This is a genomic window from Mesorhizobium sp. M7D.F.Ca.US.005.01.1.1 (assembly GCF_003952545.1).
Taxonomy (GTDB): Bacteria; Pseudomonadota; Alphaproteobacteria; order Rhizobiales; family Rhizobiaceae; genus Mesorhizobium; species Mesorhizobium loti.
Window position 1 is genome coordinate 6,518,123 of record NZ_CP034453.1, and the last position, 14,723, is coordinate 6,532,845.

The window sequence follows — 14,723 nt, forward strand, 5'->3', positions numbered from 1 at the left end:
GGATCGATCAGGCATCGCCAGGCACATGCTCCGGTCCGCGCCGACGCCGATGCTCGATGAAGGCCCAGATATGCGGGCCGGCGAGGCCGATGAAGGCGAGCGTCAGCAGCGTCAGCGACAGCTTGTGGGTGTAAAACACCGACCAGTCGCCATTCGAGATGGTCATCGCCCGGCGAAACTGGGTTTCGGCGAGTGGCCCCAGGATCATGCCGATGATGACGGGCGCGGTCGGGAAATTGAAACGCCGCATCAGGAAGCCGGCCGCCCCCAGCAGATAGAGGATGACGAGGTCGATGGGCGATTGCGAAATGCCATAGGTGCCGACCGTGGCGAACACCAGGATGCCGGCATAGAGCTGCGGCGCCGGGATTTTCAGCAGCCGCACCCACAGCCCGATCAGTGGCAGGTTGAGGATGACGAGGATGACGTTGGCTATGAACAGGCTGGCGATCAGCCCCCAGACGAGGTCGCCCTGTGTCGTCAGAAGCAGCGGCCCGGGATTGATGCCGTAGCTCTGGAACGCCGACAGCATGATCGCCGCCGTCGCCGAGGTCGGCAGGCCAAGCGTCAGCATCGGCACCAGCACGCCGGCTGCGGACGCATTGTTGGCGGCCTCGGGGCCGGCAACGCCCTCGATGGCGCCGACCGTGCCGAACTCCTCCTTGTGCTTCGACAGCTTCTTTTCGATGGCGTAGGACAGGAAGGTCGGGATTTCCGCGCCGCCGGCCGGCATGGCGCCGATCGGGAAGCCGATTGCAGCGCCGCGCAGCCAGGGTTTCCACGACCGCCCCCATTCGGCTTTTGTCATGTAGAGCGAGCCCTTCAGCGGCACGATCTCGTCCTTGCCGGCATAGCGGCGCGAAGCCATGTAGAGCGTCTCGCCGACGGCAAACAGGCCAACGGCGGCAATGATGACGTCGACGCCGTCGAGCAGTTCGGTCATGCCGAAGGTGAAGCGCGGCTGCCCGGTCTGGAGGTCGACGCCGATCATGCCGATGACGAAGCCGGCGAACAGGCTGGTCAGGCCACGCACGGACGACGAACCGAGCACCGCCGAAACGGTAATGAAGGCCAGCACCATCAGCGAGAAATATTCGGCCGGGCCGAAGGCCAGCGCGAACTTGACCACCACCGGCGCCAGGAAGGCGACGCCCATCGTGCCGATCGTGCCGGCGACGAAGGAGCCGATCGCCGAGGTGGCGAGGGCTGCACCGCCACGGCCGGACCGAGCCATCCTGTTGCCTTCCAGCGCGGTGACGATGGTGGCGCTTTCGCCGGGCGTGTTGAGCAGGATCGACGTCGTCGAGCCGCCATACATGGCGCCGTAATAGATGCCGGCAAACAGGATGAAGGATGCTTCCGGCGCCACCTGGTAGGTGATCGGCAAAAGCAGCGCGATGGTCAGCGCCGGCCCGAGACCGGGCAGCACGCCGATGGCGGTGCCAAGCGTGGTGCCGAGCAGGCACCACAGAAGATTGACCGGGGTGAAGGCGACCGAGAAGCCGTGCGCGAGATGTCCGAGCGTTTCCATGGCGTCAGCCCCTCAACATGCCGATGAACGCGTCGATGACCGTGTTCAGCTGGTTCTCGATGAAGCCGGCGCCGATATTGACGCCAAGCGCCCTGGCGAAGCCGAAATAGGCGGCCAGCGCCAGGATCAGGCCGAGCACTGCGTCGCGCAGCGTGCGCTTGCTGCCAAAGCCGTAGCAGACGAGAACGAACATGATGATGGATGCCGCCGTGAAGCCGAGCGGCTGGATGAGCAGCAGATTGGCGATCAGGCCGATGACGACGAAACCCATCGCCTTCCAGTCTGTCGGCGTTTCCTTTTCCTCCTCCGGCTGCCAGCCGCCGCGAAGTGCGGCGAGGATAAGCAACAGCGAAAGCACCACCAGACCGACCATGGTGAGGTAGGGAAAGACGGTCGGGCCGACCTTCGAGTAGAGCGGCGACACCGGGATCGCCAGCGTCTGCCAGGCGACCGCGCCCGCGCAGGCCAGGAGCCCGACGCCGATCAACAATTCCGGCACGGCAAGGCGCGGCGGCGCCGCCTGCTGGTCGCTGGTGCTCATGATTGTCCTCCAGGGATAGCTGGCCCAATATGGTTGGCGAAGATGCCCGGCATCGCACCGCCGGTCCTTACCGCAGGTTCATGCCGGCTTTGCAGTCCATGCGAGAAGGGGCGGCGCGTGCCGCCCCTTCAGGGGAGATCAGGCGAGCCCGAGGTCTTTCAGGATAGCCTCGATACGCGCCGAATCCTCGGTGACGAACTTCGCATAATCGTCGCCGGTGAGAAGGATAGGCGTCCAGTTGCGGTTCTTGCATTCGGTCGCCCACGCATCGCTCTTGGCCATGGTCTCGACCAGCGTGATCATCGCTGCCTTGTCGGCATCGGAAACGCCGGGTGGTGCGAAGACGCCGCGCCAGTTGAACAACTCCACATCGATGCCGGCTTCCTTCAGCGTCGGCGCGTCGATGCCGTCCTGGCGCTTGTCGGCCGAGATGGCGAGCAGCCTGAGCGCACCCGCCTTGACCTGCTCTGAGAACTCGCCAAAGCCGGAGATGCCGGCCGCGACCTGGTTGCCGAGCAGCGCCGACAACGCCTCGCCGCCGCCAGCGAACGGCACATAGGACAGGTTTGTCGCCGGAACGCCAACCGTCTTGGCAATCAAGCCGAACAGGATGTGGTCGGAACCGCCGGCGGAGCCGCCAGCGACAGGAACCTTTGTCGGATCGGCCTTGAGTGCGGCGACGAAATCGGCGGCCGTCTTGAACGGCGACTCCGCCGGCACCACCAAAGCCTCGAACTCGCCGGTGAGACGAGCGATCGGGGTGACTTGCGTCAGATTGTTGGCAGCCTTGTTGGCGATGATGGCGCCAACCATGACCATGCCGGCAACCATCAGCGAATTGCCCTTGCCGTTCCACTGGCTGATGAATTGCGGCAGCCCGACCGTGCCGCCGGCGCCGCCGATATTGGTGATCTGCGAGCCGGAGATGAGCTTCTCGCTGCGCAGCACCTGGTCCATCGTACGCCCTGTCTGGTCCCAGCCGCCGCCCGGTGCCGCCGGTACGAAAATCTGGATCTGCGGTGCACCCTCGGCGAAAGCGGGGGTGAGATGAAGTCCTGCAAGGCCGGCAGCGCTCGCGGCCGCCGTGTTCATCAAAAATCTGCGTCTGTTCAGCATGGGATTCCTCCAGATCACGACACCTCCTCCGGTGCCTGCCAAACGCGCCTGCATTCACAGACCCGTGATCGAGTTCAAGCAGATGTTACCGAGTTCTGTCAACGGGAACGATATTCTGCTGGACAGAACGATCCAGTGGCGCGACAGAGTGACCCCGCTCGGGCTTCTCCGGACTGGAACCGCAATGGACTTACCAAGCAGACCGACTGATGCGGAAAACCGGCGTGCGTCCGCCGAAGGTGTTGCGGCACTTGATCGGGCGATCGCCATCCTCGATGCCTTCACCACCGCCGACCGCTCGCTCAGCCTGGCCGAAATCGCGGCGCGCACAGGCCTCTACAAGAGCACCATCCTGCGGCTGGCGAATTCCCTGCTGCGCGGACGATTGCTCGAGCGCCTCGACGATGGGCGCTACCGCGTCGGACCTGCCACGTTTCGGCTCGGTGCGCTCTACCAGCGTTCGGTGGTGGCGATCGATATCCTGTTGCCGATCATGCGCGACCTTTCCGAACGAAGCTGGGAAAGCGTTGCCTTCTATGTTCGCTCGGGCGACGTCCGCACCTGTCTCTACCGCGTCGAATCCAAGCACGCGATCCGCTATACGATACGCGAAGGCGACGTGTTGCCTTTGCTGGTCGGCTCGGGTGGTCGCGTGCTTGCGGCGTTTTCCGGCCAGCAGGGCGAACCCTACGAGACCATCCGCAAGACCTGCACCTGTCTCGCCATCGGCGACCGCGATCCCGACACGGCGGGCGTGTCGGCGCCGGTGTTCGGGCCGGGGCGCGTCCTGCTCGGCGCCTTGACGCTGGCCGGGCCTAGCACGAGGGTCGACGCGGCGTTTCTCCAGCGCATGAAGCGTCCGCTGCTCGAGGCCGCCGCCCGCGCCACCCGCGCCTTCGGCGAGGACGCCTCCATGCTTGAGCAGGCGAGCCTCGCGGCGGATGCATAGCGCCGATTGGCTTGGCTGACTACGCAAACTTTGAATACAATCCGATTCAACCTGAAGCAATTTCATGAAAAACCGTAATATTCGGTCGCCTGCAGCAAGAATCGACCTTGCAAATAGTTGAAGTCTTTATTCGCTGTTAAGCCCCCCATGATAACCGGATTGTTGTCGCCAGCTGAGCGACATGAGGGACAAACACAGTCTCAACCGACGGATGAAACCGTCGGACAGACACGCTGACAGGGATCATGGCAAGTCCATGGAAATTCGATGAAGCTGTCATCGATGGACGCAAGCCCCCGTCTCCTCGGGCTCGTCTGGCCGTTCATTGCCGTCGTTCTTGCTCAGGCGCTGGTTGCCAGCCTCAGCCTCTACACGCTGTCGGCGGTTCGCGCCTATGTCGGCGGCGAGAGCCAGTGGTCCAAGGGACAGAAGCACGCCATCTATTTTCTCAGCCTCTATGCCGGCACCGGCAGCGAGGAATTCTTCAGCGAGTACCGTGGAGCGATCGCCGTTCCGCTGGCCGATCGTTCGGCACGCCTAGCGCTTGAGCAGCCCGAGCCCGACACCAACGCGGCGCGCACCGGCTTCCTGCAGGGCAGAAACCACCCCGACGACGTGACCGGGATGATCTGGCTGTTCCAGAATTTCCGCGGCTTCAGCTATCTTGATGCCGCCATCCGGCACTGGACGGCTGCCGACACCATGATCCTCGCCATCCAGCAACTTGGCGACGCCATGCACGAGACGCTCGGCAAGGGTCCGGTATCGACGGCTGAGATCAGCGCCTGGAAGGCGGAGATCCACCGGCTCGATCATCAGATCACCCCACTTTCCAAGGCCTTCTCGGACAGCCTCGGCGAGGGATCGCGCTTCATCAAGATGCTGCTCACCTTTGCCAATCTCGTCACCGCCGCCTTGCTGATCCTGCTTGCCGTGTGGCGGACGCGCAAACTCCTGGCGCAGCGCCAGGCCTTCCAGTTGGCGCTGAACGCCGAGCGTGAGCGCGCGCAGATCACCCTGGCTTCGATCGGGCAGGCCGTGATCAGCACCGGCGCCGACGGGCGGCTGGACTACATGAACGCCGTCGCCGAAAGATTGCTGGCATGTCCGCTCAGTGCCGCCCGAGGCAAGCCGATCGAGTCGCTGTTTCGCCTTGTGGACAAGGATACCAGCGTCGAGGATGTCAGGCTGATCGAGCGCCTGCTGGCCGGGGAACCGCGCCGTTCCAGCGCGCGTCCGCAATTGCTGCAGCGGCCGGACGGATCGGTTGTTCCCGTCGCGTTGACCGGTGCGCCGCTGCTCGTTTCCGGCCACGTCGTCGGCGCGGTGCTCGCCTTCCACGACATGACGCGCGAAGAGGACTACATCGAACGGCTCTCATGGCAGGCATCGCATGATGCGTTGACCGGACTGGCCAACCGACGCGACTTCGAAAGCCGGCTGGAAAGAACGATCGCAGACTTGGCGGACCGGCCCCGCCAGCACGCGCTGATGTATCTCGACCTTGACCAGTTCAAGCTGGTCAACGATACCTGCGGCCATGCTGCCGGCGACCAGCTGCTGCGCCGGATTTCGGCGCGGCTGACCAACGAATTGCGGCCAGGCGATGTGCTGGCCCGGCTGGGCGGCGACGAGTTCGGCGTGCTGCTCGTCGATTGCGATGCCGACAGTGCGGCCGACATCGCCGAACGGCTGCGCGCAGCCGTGCAAGACCTGCATTTCGCCTGGGACGGCAGGCCCTTCAACACCAGCGTCAGCATCGGCATGGTGCAGATCGCCGATGCGCGAGTGACGATCGAGGAAACGCTCAGGGCCGCCGACGTCGCCTGCTACATGGCCAAGGAAAAGGGCCGCAACCGCGTCCAGATCCACAGCGATGGCGACATGGCCCTGCAGGAGCGCTTCGGCGAGATGGCCTGGGTACAGCGCCTGCACGCCGCCCTCGAAGAAAACCGCTTCAGGCTTCATGCCCAAGAAATCTGGCCGCTCGACGATGACGCCGCCGAAGCAGGTGTACATGTCGAGATCCTGTTGCGGCTGACCAGTGAAGACGGCAGCTTCGTCACCCCGCAAAGCTTCATTCCCGCGGCCGAGCGCTATGGCCTGATGCCATCGATCGACCGCTGGGTGGTCCGCAACACGTTCGCCATCCTGGCCGCGCGGCAGGCCGATCCGCGCACGGCTCCGATCTCCACCTGCGCCATCAATCTTTCCGGAGCGACTTTTGGTGACGAGACATTCCTCGGCTTCCTGCGCGAACAGTTCCTCGTCCATGGCATTTCGCCTGCCATGATCTGCCTGGAGATCACCGAAACCAGCGCCATTGCCAATCTCAACAATGCCATGCGCTTCATCGCTGATCTGCGCGGCTTGGGCTGCCGCTTCGCGCTCGACGATTTCGGCTCGGGCATGTCGTCCTTCGCCTATCTGAAGCACCTGCCCGTCGACTACCTCAAGATCGACGGCAGCTTCGTCAAGGACATGCTGGAAGACCGCATCGACCACGCCATGGTCGAGATGATCCATCACATCGGCAAGGTCATGGGCAAGCGAACCATCGCCGAGTTCGTCGAAAGCAACGGCATCATTGCGGCGCTGAAAAAGATCGGCGTCGACTATGCCCAGGGCTATGCGATCGCCAGGCCTCAGCCGTTTGACGCTTCAACGGCATTGCTCTGCAAAAGCGTCGCGCCGGCCGCAGAGATCGTCACCGATCCATGGGTCGATCTGGCGCAAAAGCTGCGCAGCAAGGCCAGCTAGAATGCGTCCTCGTTCGGAAGACTCGCTTCAGTTCAACTTGACCAGAACCACACGGCGGTTCTTGGCGCGGCCCGCGTCATCATCATTGCTGGCGACAGGCGCCATCATGCCGGCGCCAGCAGCGGTCAGCCGCGCCCCGTCGATGCCGTATTTCGACACAAGTGCCGCCTTGACCGCTTGCGCCCGTCGCGACGACAGGTCGAGATTGTAGTCGAAGGCGCCTTGATTGTCGGTGTGGCCGACGACGATCACGGCCATATCAGGGTCGTTGGCCAGCAGCGTCGAAATTTCCTTCAGCGTTGGTTCCGACTCCGGCTTGATGTCGGCCTTGTCGGTGTCGAAGAAGATGCCGTAGAGTGAAATGCTGCCGGTGGCGGAGAGTGAATCCGCCATCTTGGCCGCCTCGACCACCACCATCTTCTTGTCGCGCGCCTTGGGTTCCAGCACCTGGACGATGGCAACGGTGCGGCCGTTGAGCTCCTTGCAGTAGAGATCGTCGGTCATCGAATAGGTCTGCACGGTCACATAGGCGTCGCCGCCGTCCTGCGGCACCTTGGCCGAGAAATAGCGCTGGTCGTTGATGCCGGAGGTCAGTGCGCAGGCGCCATTGGAGAATGCCGCGTCCTTCAGATCGCTCTCATGGAAGGAATACATCGTCAGGCTCATGTCGCCGCCCCCGCCGCTCGACGAGCGGTCAGCGGCGCCACCGCATTCCTCCTTCTTGCATTCGAACAGGATTTCGCCGCCGGCCGCCGCGATCACATCCTGATAGTTGCGCAGCACTTCGAGCGGCGAACGCTCGGCCGGCAGCACATAGGCGATGCGGGTCAAAGCGCCCTCGACCTCGGCCTTCTTGTCGGGTGCGAAGACACGATTGTTCATCGCATCGCGCGCGTCGGGGTCCGCGCTCGGCTTCAGCGGCGACAGCGGCACGCTGAAATCCGTGAAGGCCAGTTTCTCATAGGAGACGATGAACGAGCCTTCGTAGCGCTTGGCGAGATGGTTGTCGGCGGCGCCCTCGATATCGGCGGTCGGCGCCGTCGCGTCGGCTGCCGCCAGCCGTCCGGCCAGCATGAGCACCAGCACCGCCCAGAAAAACGTTAGAGCTGTCGTCTTGAATGCACGCATCGATCGTCTCCCCCTTCGCACTGTGCTCGAAGCTAACAGAGCAGGTATGTCCAGTCGATGACGCCGCCTGGAGCATGATGCCGAAAAGTGTGAAGCGGTTTTTCGGACGACATCATGCTCTATCCCTTTGATTAGAGCCGGCTCTAGGGTCACCGCGCCAGCAGGATGGTCGGGGCGTCGTGATAGGTGGTCTGCACCACTTCCCGGAAACCGCACTTCGCCGCGACCCTCAGCGAAGCTACGTTTTCCGGATCGATGATGCAGACGGTCTTCTCGCGCCCGAACGTCTCTTCGCCCCATGCGAGCACGCGGCCAACAACCTCGGTGGCGAAGCCCGCCCCGTGCACGGCCGGAACCAGCGCCCAGCCGGCTTCGGGAATGCCCTCGATCGACGGCTCCATATCGCGCTTGAGATCGTGAAAACCGGCCTCGCCGATGAAACGGCCCGTCGCCTTCTCCTCGATCGCCCAGAAACCGTAGCCGAGCAGCGACCACAGGCCGGCGTGACGCAGGAAGCGCATCCAGCTCTCTTCGCGCGTGCGCGGCTTGCCGCCGATGAAACGGGTGACGACGGGATCGGTCCACATCGCGGCATAGGCCTCGAAATCGCCAAGCTGGTGTGCCCGCAGGATGGTTCGCTTCGTCTCGATGACAGGAGCACTGGTCGCTGGTGAATTGTTCATGGGATCTGCCCTCGCACGGATTGTCAGCGCTTAGCAAATCGCCGGTCTGGTGCAAGGGCCAGGGCAACGCGGCCCATCATCCAGGCTCCACTATGGGAATCTTGCGCGACGGTGTTATTTTCGCGACAGGCTGATTCACACTAGCAGCGTGATCCTTTTTCAGGCGCGGGGCGGCGCCGTCAGACCCAAGGGAAAAAAGCATGGACGCCACCGATCTTGTGCTTGCGATCTTCCATCATGTGCTGGTGTTTTCACTGGCAGGGATCATCGGCGCCGAATTCGTGCTGATCCGCGGCGATCTGGCCGCTGCCACGCTCAAGCGGCTCGCCGGCATCGATCGCCACTATGGCATCATCGCCACGCTGATCATCATCGTCGGCATCGGCCGCGTCTTCTACGGCCTCAAGGGCTGGGAATTCTACGTCTACAACTGGGTGTTCTGGGCCAAGATGGCGGCGTTCGGCGTTGTCGGCCTGCTGTCGATCATCCCGACCGTCCGCTTCATTTCCTGGAACAGGCAGGCAAGCGCCAATCCCTCGTTCCTGGTGCCGGCGACCGAGCTTGCGTCCGTGAAGACTTACATCCGCGCCGAGGCTTTCGTCTTCCTGCTGATCCCGGTCTTCGCCGCGGCGATGGCGCGCGGCTACGGCTACTGATCTGCCGCTGAAGCCATTTCAAGGGGCGCGATCGGTACCAGCGGTGCCGGCACGTCGGTCGTCTTCACCTCGGCCTTGCAAATGTCGGCGATGACGCAGGCCGTGCAATCCGGTTGGCGCGCCTTGCAGACATAGCGACCATGCAGGATCAGCCAGTGATGCGCGTGGCGCATATATTCGTCCGGGATGATCTTGAGCAGCCCCTGCTCGACCTGTTCCGGTGTCTTGCCGGGCGCCAGCCCGAGCCGGTTGCCGATGCGGAAGATATGCGTGTCGACAGCCATCGTGTGCTGGCCGAAGGCCATGTTGAGCACGACATTGGCGGTCTTGCGCCCGACGCCCGGCAGCTTGACCAATTCATCGCAGTCGTCAGGCACCTCGCCGCCATAGTCGCGGATCAGCGCTTGCGACAGCGCAATCACATTCTTCGCCTTGTTGCGCCAGAGCCCGATGGTGCGGATGTACTCGCCGACCTTGGCTTCGCCCAGCGCCAGCATCTTCTGCGGCGTATCGGCGATCTTGAACAGCGCCCGCGTCGCCTTGTTGACGCCGGCATCGGTCGCTTGCGCCGACAGCACCACCGCGACCAGCAGCGTGAAGGCGTTGACATGTTCGAGCTCGCCCTTCGGCTCGGGCCTCTGGACGGAGAAGCGCCGGAATATCTCGTGCACTTCGGCCGGGCTGTAGCGCGAAGTGCGCCGCACCGGCCGCGGGCGCGGCTTGGCGTTCGACCCATCGCGCCGTCCGGGCAACAGCTCTTTTTTGGACATGGAAGAATCTTTGGACTTGGGGCTCGCCATTTCCCTCCTATAATATCCCCTCATGAGCGACACAAACGCCTCGTTTCAGGCCGACGAGCCATTCTTTCAGGCGCTATTGACCCCGCACCGGTCGCTGGGCCGGACAGGCTTCTTCATCCTGATGGGCGCGCTGCTGTTCGGCTGGCTGGTGACAGGTGCGTTTTTCCTGTCGCGCGGTGCCTGGCCGGTGTTCGGCTTCTTCGGTCTCGACGTGGTCGCCGTCTACATCGCCTTTCGCGCCAACTACCGGGCCGCCCGCGCACGCGAGGAAGTCTCGGTCTCGCGCACCAGCCTCGACATCCGCAAGACAGCACCCTCCGGAAAATCGGAAGCGCATCGCTTCAATCCGTTCTGGGCGCGGTTTTCGGTCGCTCGTCACACCGAGATCGGCATCACCAGGATGACGGTTGAAGGGCAAGGCCAGAACGTGCCGATCGGATCGTTCCTGGACCCAGCCTCCCGAGAAAGCTTTGCCACGGCTTTTTCACGCGCGCTGGCGACCGCCAAGACGCGCTAGAAGCAGTTCCAGGAAAAGTGTGAAGCGGTTTTCCCGGGAAAAGCGCGCAGCGCTTCCCTGGGGAATTGCGGCAAAAAGTGCCTCAGAACCGATAGCGCAAAAGCCTGCCGACCTTTCGCAATGCAGGAATGTGTCTCCACAGGCGGATGAACAGTTTCGCGGACCAGCCCATGCGGGCGGCGTGTTCGGGCTTGTAGGCCGAGATGTCCTCGACGAATCGCAGCTTCGGAACAGCCAGCTCCAGTTCGTGCGGATCGTCGATGGCCCAGTGGACCTCGGCGCCCGTCGCCTTGATGGTCGGATTGAGGCGAAGCAGCTTCAGGCCGAAACGGCTGTAGGCGTCGAACATCAGCTCGCCGCTGGCAAGATGCGAGACGAGCCGCGCTAACAGGCGTGGCCCCTCTTCGGCTGGGAGATAGGGCGTCAGTCCTTCCGCCACCACGATCGCCGAGCGATTGCGGGGCACTTCAGCGAGCCAATCCGGCTCGGTCACCGACGAAGCCACCAGATGATATTGCCCGCGGGACGGGTAAAGCCTGCGCCTGAGCTCGATGACCTCGGGGTAGTCGACATCGAACCAGTCCACGCCTGATGGTGGATCGACACGGAAGATGCGCGTATCGAGCCCGCAACCAAGATGCAGCACGATCGCATCGGGATTTCTGGCGAGAAAGTCCTCCACGCGGACGTCCAGCGTCTTTGCCCGGATCGCCAGGCCGACACCGAGATTGTCGTCGACCTTGAGCCGGGAGAAATCATAGTCGATCTTGCGAACCGCCTCGTCGGCGAAATGATCCCTAAGCAGCGAATCCGGCAACCGGCTCTCCAGCGCCTTGCCGTAGAGCGTCATCAGCAAGGTCTCCTTTGCCCCGGTGAGATTTACTTTTTCGTCGGCCATGAGCGACTCCTGGGCTCGAATCCCGTGTCTATCTGGGTATGCGCCGCAAGAAGGCAAGTTTCGGGTGGCGATCGACGCCCCAAGGGGCGATATTCCGGCTCAAGGAGACAGTTCCATGAGCACACACACAGCAGTGTTCAACAAGGACATCACGCCTGAAGGCAACGACTATGAAATCGTGCGCCGTGCCATCGAGAAGATCAGCCTCGACTATCGCGACCAGCCTTCCCTCGAAGAGCTGGCCGAGGAGGTCGGCGAAACGCCGACCGGCTTGCAAAAACTCTTCACCCGCTGGGCCGGCCTGTCGCCCAAGGCCTTCCTGCAGGCGGTGACACTGGATCATGCGCGCAGGCTGCTCGATTCCGGCATGCCGCTGCTCGAGACCTCGTTCGAATTGGGCATGTCCGGCCCGGGCCGGCTGCATGACCTGTTCGTCACCCATGAGGCGATGTCGCCGGGCGACTACAAGACGCGCGGCGCCGGGCTCACCATCCGCTACGGCTACCATTCCTCGCCCTTCGGCACCGCCCTGATCATGGCCACCGACCGCGGGCTTGCCGGCCTCGCCTTCAGCGACCCCGGCGAGGAGCGCGCCGCCTTCGCCGACATGTCCAGCCGCTGGCCGAACGCCCTCTATGTCGAGGACATGACTGCCACAGGCCCCTACGCCGCGCGCATCTTCGACCCGACGCTGTGGCGCCCCGACCAACCGCTGCATGTCGTCATGATCGGCACCGACTTCCAGGTTCGTGTCTGGGAGGCGCTGCTCAAGATCCCGATTGGCAAGGCCCGCACCTATTCCTCGATCGCCGCCAGCATCGGCGCGCCGTCCGCCAGCCGTGCCGTTGGCGCCGCCAACGGCGCCAATCCGCTCTCTTTCGTGGTGCCCTGCCACCGCGCCATCGGCAAATCCGGCGACCTCACCGGCTATCATTGGGGCCTGACCCGCAAGCGCGCCATCCTGGGCTGGGAAGCCGGGCAGGTGTCGTGAACATCGATTTTCCAATTATTGCCGAAGGAATATATAGATATCGACATTAAGTATAATTAAGTTTTCTGTTTCGTTTTGCTTGCATACAACCGAGGGCAACCTCTGGTTCCCATGTTTGTTATTTTCAAATGTTATTTTAGTTAACCCTAAATTAACCACGATAAAGTGATGATGACCCATATTAATTCGGGCGATCCGGCTTAATAGGAGGTCTCGATGACGTTGCTTCGCGCCGCCTTCGGCGCAGTTCTGCTGGTTGCCAGCATAGACCAGACCGCGTTGGCCACGACGCAGAATGTCATTTTCAATGGCACGATCGCGCCGACCTGCACGCTTGTCGTTGCCACCAACGGCACGATGACGGTCAGTCCCGATCTCCAGTCCCTCAGCTCCCACAACAGCGGCGGTTCTGCCGGAACCGTGACGCTGACGACGACCGGAGGTGTGTCGCTCAGCGTCGATCCGGTCACCACCACGACGGTGCCATCGGCCGACAGCACATCGACGACCTGGACACCGACCTACTCCGCCGCTGGTGCGCACTCTATCGTTGAGACCGGCTCGGCCACCAGCATCAGCACCCCCGGCGCCGACCTCGTCTCGGTCCACCTCGCCGGCACCAAGGGCGGCAGCAACCGCTTCGCCAACGGCAACTATCAGGCAACGGTAACGCTGCGCTGCGAATGACGCCGCAGCGAAGGAGGGGTCCTTGAAACATGCTCGAATCCTGGCGACGGCACTGGCCGTCGGATTGGCGCCCATTGCCGCCAAGGCGCAGTCGATGTCGCCGATGCGTGGCGAGGTCAACAGCTTCACCGACGTCTTCGCGGTCCGCGTTTTCCCAGCCAATCCCTACGACCGGAAGATCCGGGTCGAAATACACGTCTACGACCAGGATTTTCAGCCGGTAGACGCCAGGATCTCTCCAAATGTCTTCCAGCTGGCTTCCCAGGCGTCCCGTCCTGTCCTTGTGGTCGTGCCCTTTGGCGGCGCCGCCGAGCGTAAAGTGCGTATCTGTACCGAAAGCATCCCCTTTCCCAATCAACAGACGCAGATAAGGGCACAGATATGCGGAAAGTTTTTTGGGCGCCGCAAATCCTGATAGTCGCGCTCGCGGCTGCGTCGGCGAATGTCTCGCCGGCCGGGGCCGAGGACATCTACAACCTCAACCAGAACGAGAGCGGCTTCAACCTGCCCGGTGTCACCTTGCCCCAGGGCCAGGACGAGGTCCATGCCGCGGACGGCACCACTTGCCGTTCCGCCGTGTCCGGTTCCGGCGCGTATGTCGATCTCGGCGTCATCAGAGGCAACAACCAGTCGAACAATGACGTCGCCACCTACGGCCGCGTCGTGATCCCGATCGGGCGTACGCCCAAGCGCGTCGATTGCAGCCGCCTCTACGAGCTTGAGGTCGAGCGGCTGCAGCTGGAGCTGAAACTCCTCAAAATGGGCCTTGGCGCCGACGGCCAGACGGCGAGCATTGCCGCCACCGCTCCCGCGGCCGCATCGCCTGGATGGGCCAACGAAGGCTGGAGCATCAGGACCGGAAGCGATGGCAAGAAAAAGAAGAAGAAATAGCAGCGCGCTGCTTGCCATGGCAGCACTTGCCGGCTTTTGCCTTCCGGTGCAGGCGGCGATCATCGGCACCTGCACCATCATGGTCGGGGCGTCCGGAACGATGACCGCAAATCCAGCCATCGGCATACTGGGCTCCAAACAGGCAGGCGGATCGAGTGCGAGCGCCACGATCGTGGCAAGCTCGCTGCTGTGCTCCTTGTTCAACCTGCTGGACTGCTATTCGGTTTCGGCGCCGGCGCCAGCCGCATTCTCGTCCGCGCCGAGCGGCGGCGGCACCAACGTGACCTTCGCTTCGGTCTTCCGCCTCGATGGCTCGGGGGTCGACATCAACGGAAGTGTGCCGCAGCGGGTTGTCAATGGCACCCACCCCATGCAGGTCGACCTCACCGCCACCAAGTCGAGCGGTATCTTTCCCGCCGGCAACTATCAGGGCACGGTCACCGTGCGCTGTGAATAAGCCGCGATACCTCAAATCGAGCTGGACCATTCGCGTGGTCTGGCAAGCCGCGGCCTTACAGGTTAGCTTCCCGCGCTATTGGAACGACCTGCGTTCGCCCGGACGCACAAAGGCCGCT

General features: G+C 63.1%; 16 protein-coding genes. 9 read left to right on the forward strand and 7 right to left on the reverse strand.

What is annotated here, in order from left to right:
• Window positions 1-7 precede the first annotated feature (7 nt).
• The 3 genes from EJ076_RS31640 to EJ076_RS31650 all read right to left on the reverse strand — a co-directional run bounded on the left by EJ076_RS31640 (window position 8) and on the right by EJ076_RS31650 (window position 3,188).
• Window positions 8-1,531, reverse strand: coding sequence for a tripartite tricarboxylate transporter permease (locus tag EJ076_RS31640; protein WP_126070513.1), 1,524 nt, complete (start codon window positions 1,529-1,531; stop codon window positions 8-10).
• A 4-nt stretch (window positions 1,532-1,535) separates the two neighbouring features.
• Window positions 1,536-2,072: a tripartite tricarboxylate transporter TctB family protein gene (locus EJ076_RS31645; protein WP_126070514.1), complete on the reverse strand. Its 537-nt coding sequence runs from the start codon at window positions 2,070-2,072 to the stop codon at window positions 1,536-1,538.
• A gap of 138 nt (window positions 2,073-2,210) precedes the next feature.
• Window positions 2,211-3,188, reverse strand: coding sequence for a tripartite tricarboxylate transporter substrate-binding protein (locus EJ076_RS31650; RefSeq protein WP_126070515.1), 978 nt, complete (start codon window positions 3,186-3,188; stop codon window positions 2,211-2,213).
• Between the two features lie 184 nt (window positions 3,189-3,372).
• Here EJ076_RS31650 and EJ076_RS31655 point away from each other — a divergent pair, with 184 nt between their 5' ends.
• A complete protein-coding gene (locus EJ076_RS31655; protein ID WP_126070516.1) occupies window positions 3,373-4,137 on the forward strand; it encodes an IclR family transcriptional regulator in 765 nt (254 codons plus the stop codon).
• A gap of 267 nt (window positions 4,138-4,404) precedes the next feature.
• A complete protein-coding gene (locus tag EJ076_RS31660; RefSeq protein WP_126070517.1) occupies window positions 4,405-6,897 on the forward strand; it encodes an EAL domain-containing protein in 2,493 nt (830 codons plus the stop codon).
• Window positions 6,898-6,924: 27 nt separating this feature from the next.
• On the opposite strand, the gene EJ076_RS31665 is transcribed toward EJ076_RS31660, so the two are convergent.
• Window positions 6,925-8,025 carry an OmpA family protein gene (locus EJ076_RS31665; protein ID WP_109658860.1) on the reverse strand — a complete coding sequence of 367 codons (1,101 nt, stop codon included), beginning with the start codon at window positions 8,023-8,025 and terminating at the stop codon, window positions 6,925-6,927.
• A gap of 149 nt (window positions 8,026-8,174) precedes the next feature.
• A complete protein-coding gene (locus EJ076_RS31670) occupies window positions 8,175-8,708 on the reverse strand; it encodes a GNAT family N-acetyltransferase (protein ID WP_109658859.1) in 534 nt (177 codons plus the stop codon).
• A 200-nt stretch (window positions 8,709-8,908) separates the two neighbouring features.
• On the opposite strand from EJ076_RS31670, the gene EJ076_RS31675 reads away from it, so the two are divergent.
• A complete protein-coding gene (locus tag EJ076_RS31675) occupies window positions 8,909-9,364 on the forward strand; it encodes a DUF2214 family protein (RefSeq protein WP_126070518.1) in 456 nt (151 codons plus the stop codon).
• Here EJ076_RS31675 and nth read toward each other — a convergent pair.
• Window positions 9,358-10,164 carry an endonuclease III gene (gene nth, locus EJ076_RS31680; protein ID WP_126070519.1) on the reverse strand — a complete coding sequence of 269 codons (807 nt, stop codon included), beginning with the start codon at window positions 10,162-10,164 and terminating at the stop codon, window positions 9,358-9,360. The genes EJ076_RS31675 and nth overlap by 7 nt on opposite strands.
• Before the next feature lie 22 nt (window positions 10,165-10,186).
• On the opposite strand from nth, the gene EJ076_RS31685 reads away from it, so the two are divergent.
• A complete protein-coding gene (locus EJ076_RS31685; protein WP_126070520.1) occupies window positions 10,187-10,681 on the forward strand; it encodes a DUF2244 domain-containing protein in 495 nt (164 codons plus the stop codon).
• Between the two features lie 82 nt (window positions 10,682-10,763).
• Here the strand turns inward: EJ076_RS31685 and EJ076_RS31690 are convergent, their stop codons facing one another.
• Complete coding sequence (locus EJ076_RS31690; RefSeq protein ID WP_126070521.1) at window positions 10,764-11,579, reverse strand: class I SAM-dependent methyltransferase; 816 nt, start codon at window positions 11,577-11,579, stop codon at window positions 10,764-10,766.
• A gap of 115 nt (window positions 11,580-11,694) precedes the next feature.
• Here EJ076_RS31690 and EJ076_RS31695 point away from each other — a divergent pair, with 115 nt between their 5' ends.
• From EJ076_RS31695 to EJ076_RS31715, 5 genes are all read left to right on the forward strand, one after another.
• Window positions 11,695-12,570 (forward strand): bifunctional helix-turn-helix domain-containing protein/methylated-DNA--[protein]-cysteine S-methyltransferase, encoded by an 876-nt coding sequence (locus EJ076_RS31695; protein ID WP_126070522.1) that lies wholly within the window; start codon window positions 11,695-11,697, stop codon window positions 12,568-12,570.
• A gap of 216 nt (window positions 12,571-12,786) precedes the next feature.
• Window positions 12,787-13,257: a hypothetical protein gene (locus tag EJ076_RS31700; protein ID WP_126070523.1), complete on the forward strand. Its 471-nt coding sequence runs from the start codon at window positions 12,787-12,789 to the stop codon at window positions 13,255-13,257.
• Window positions 13,258-13,279: 22 nt separating this feature from the next.
• On the forward strand, window positions 13,280-13,672 hold the full coding sequence (locus EJ076_RS31705; RefSeq protein WP_109658853.1) for a hypothetical protein: 393 nt from the start codon (window positions 13,280-13,282) through the stop codon (window positions 13,670-13,672).
• Window positions 13,639-14,148: a hypothetical protein gene (locus EJ076_RS31710; RefSeq protein ID WP_109658852.1), complete on the forward strand. Its 510-nt coding sequence runs from the start codon at window positions 13,639-13,641 to the stop codon at window positions 14,146-14,148. Before EJ076_RS31705 ends, EJ076_RS31710 begins: the two co-directional genes overlap by 34 nt.
• Window positions 14,123-14,605: a hypothetical protein gene (locus EJ076_RS31715; RefSeq protein ID WP_109658851.1), complete on the forward strand. Its 483-nt coding sequence runs from the start codon at window positions 14,123-14,125 to the stop codon at window positions 14,603-14,605. Before EJ076_RS31710 ends, EJ076_RS31715 begins: the two co-directional genes overlap by 26 nt.
• Window positions 14,606-14,723 lie beyond the last annotated feature (118 nt).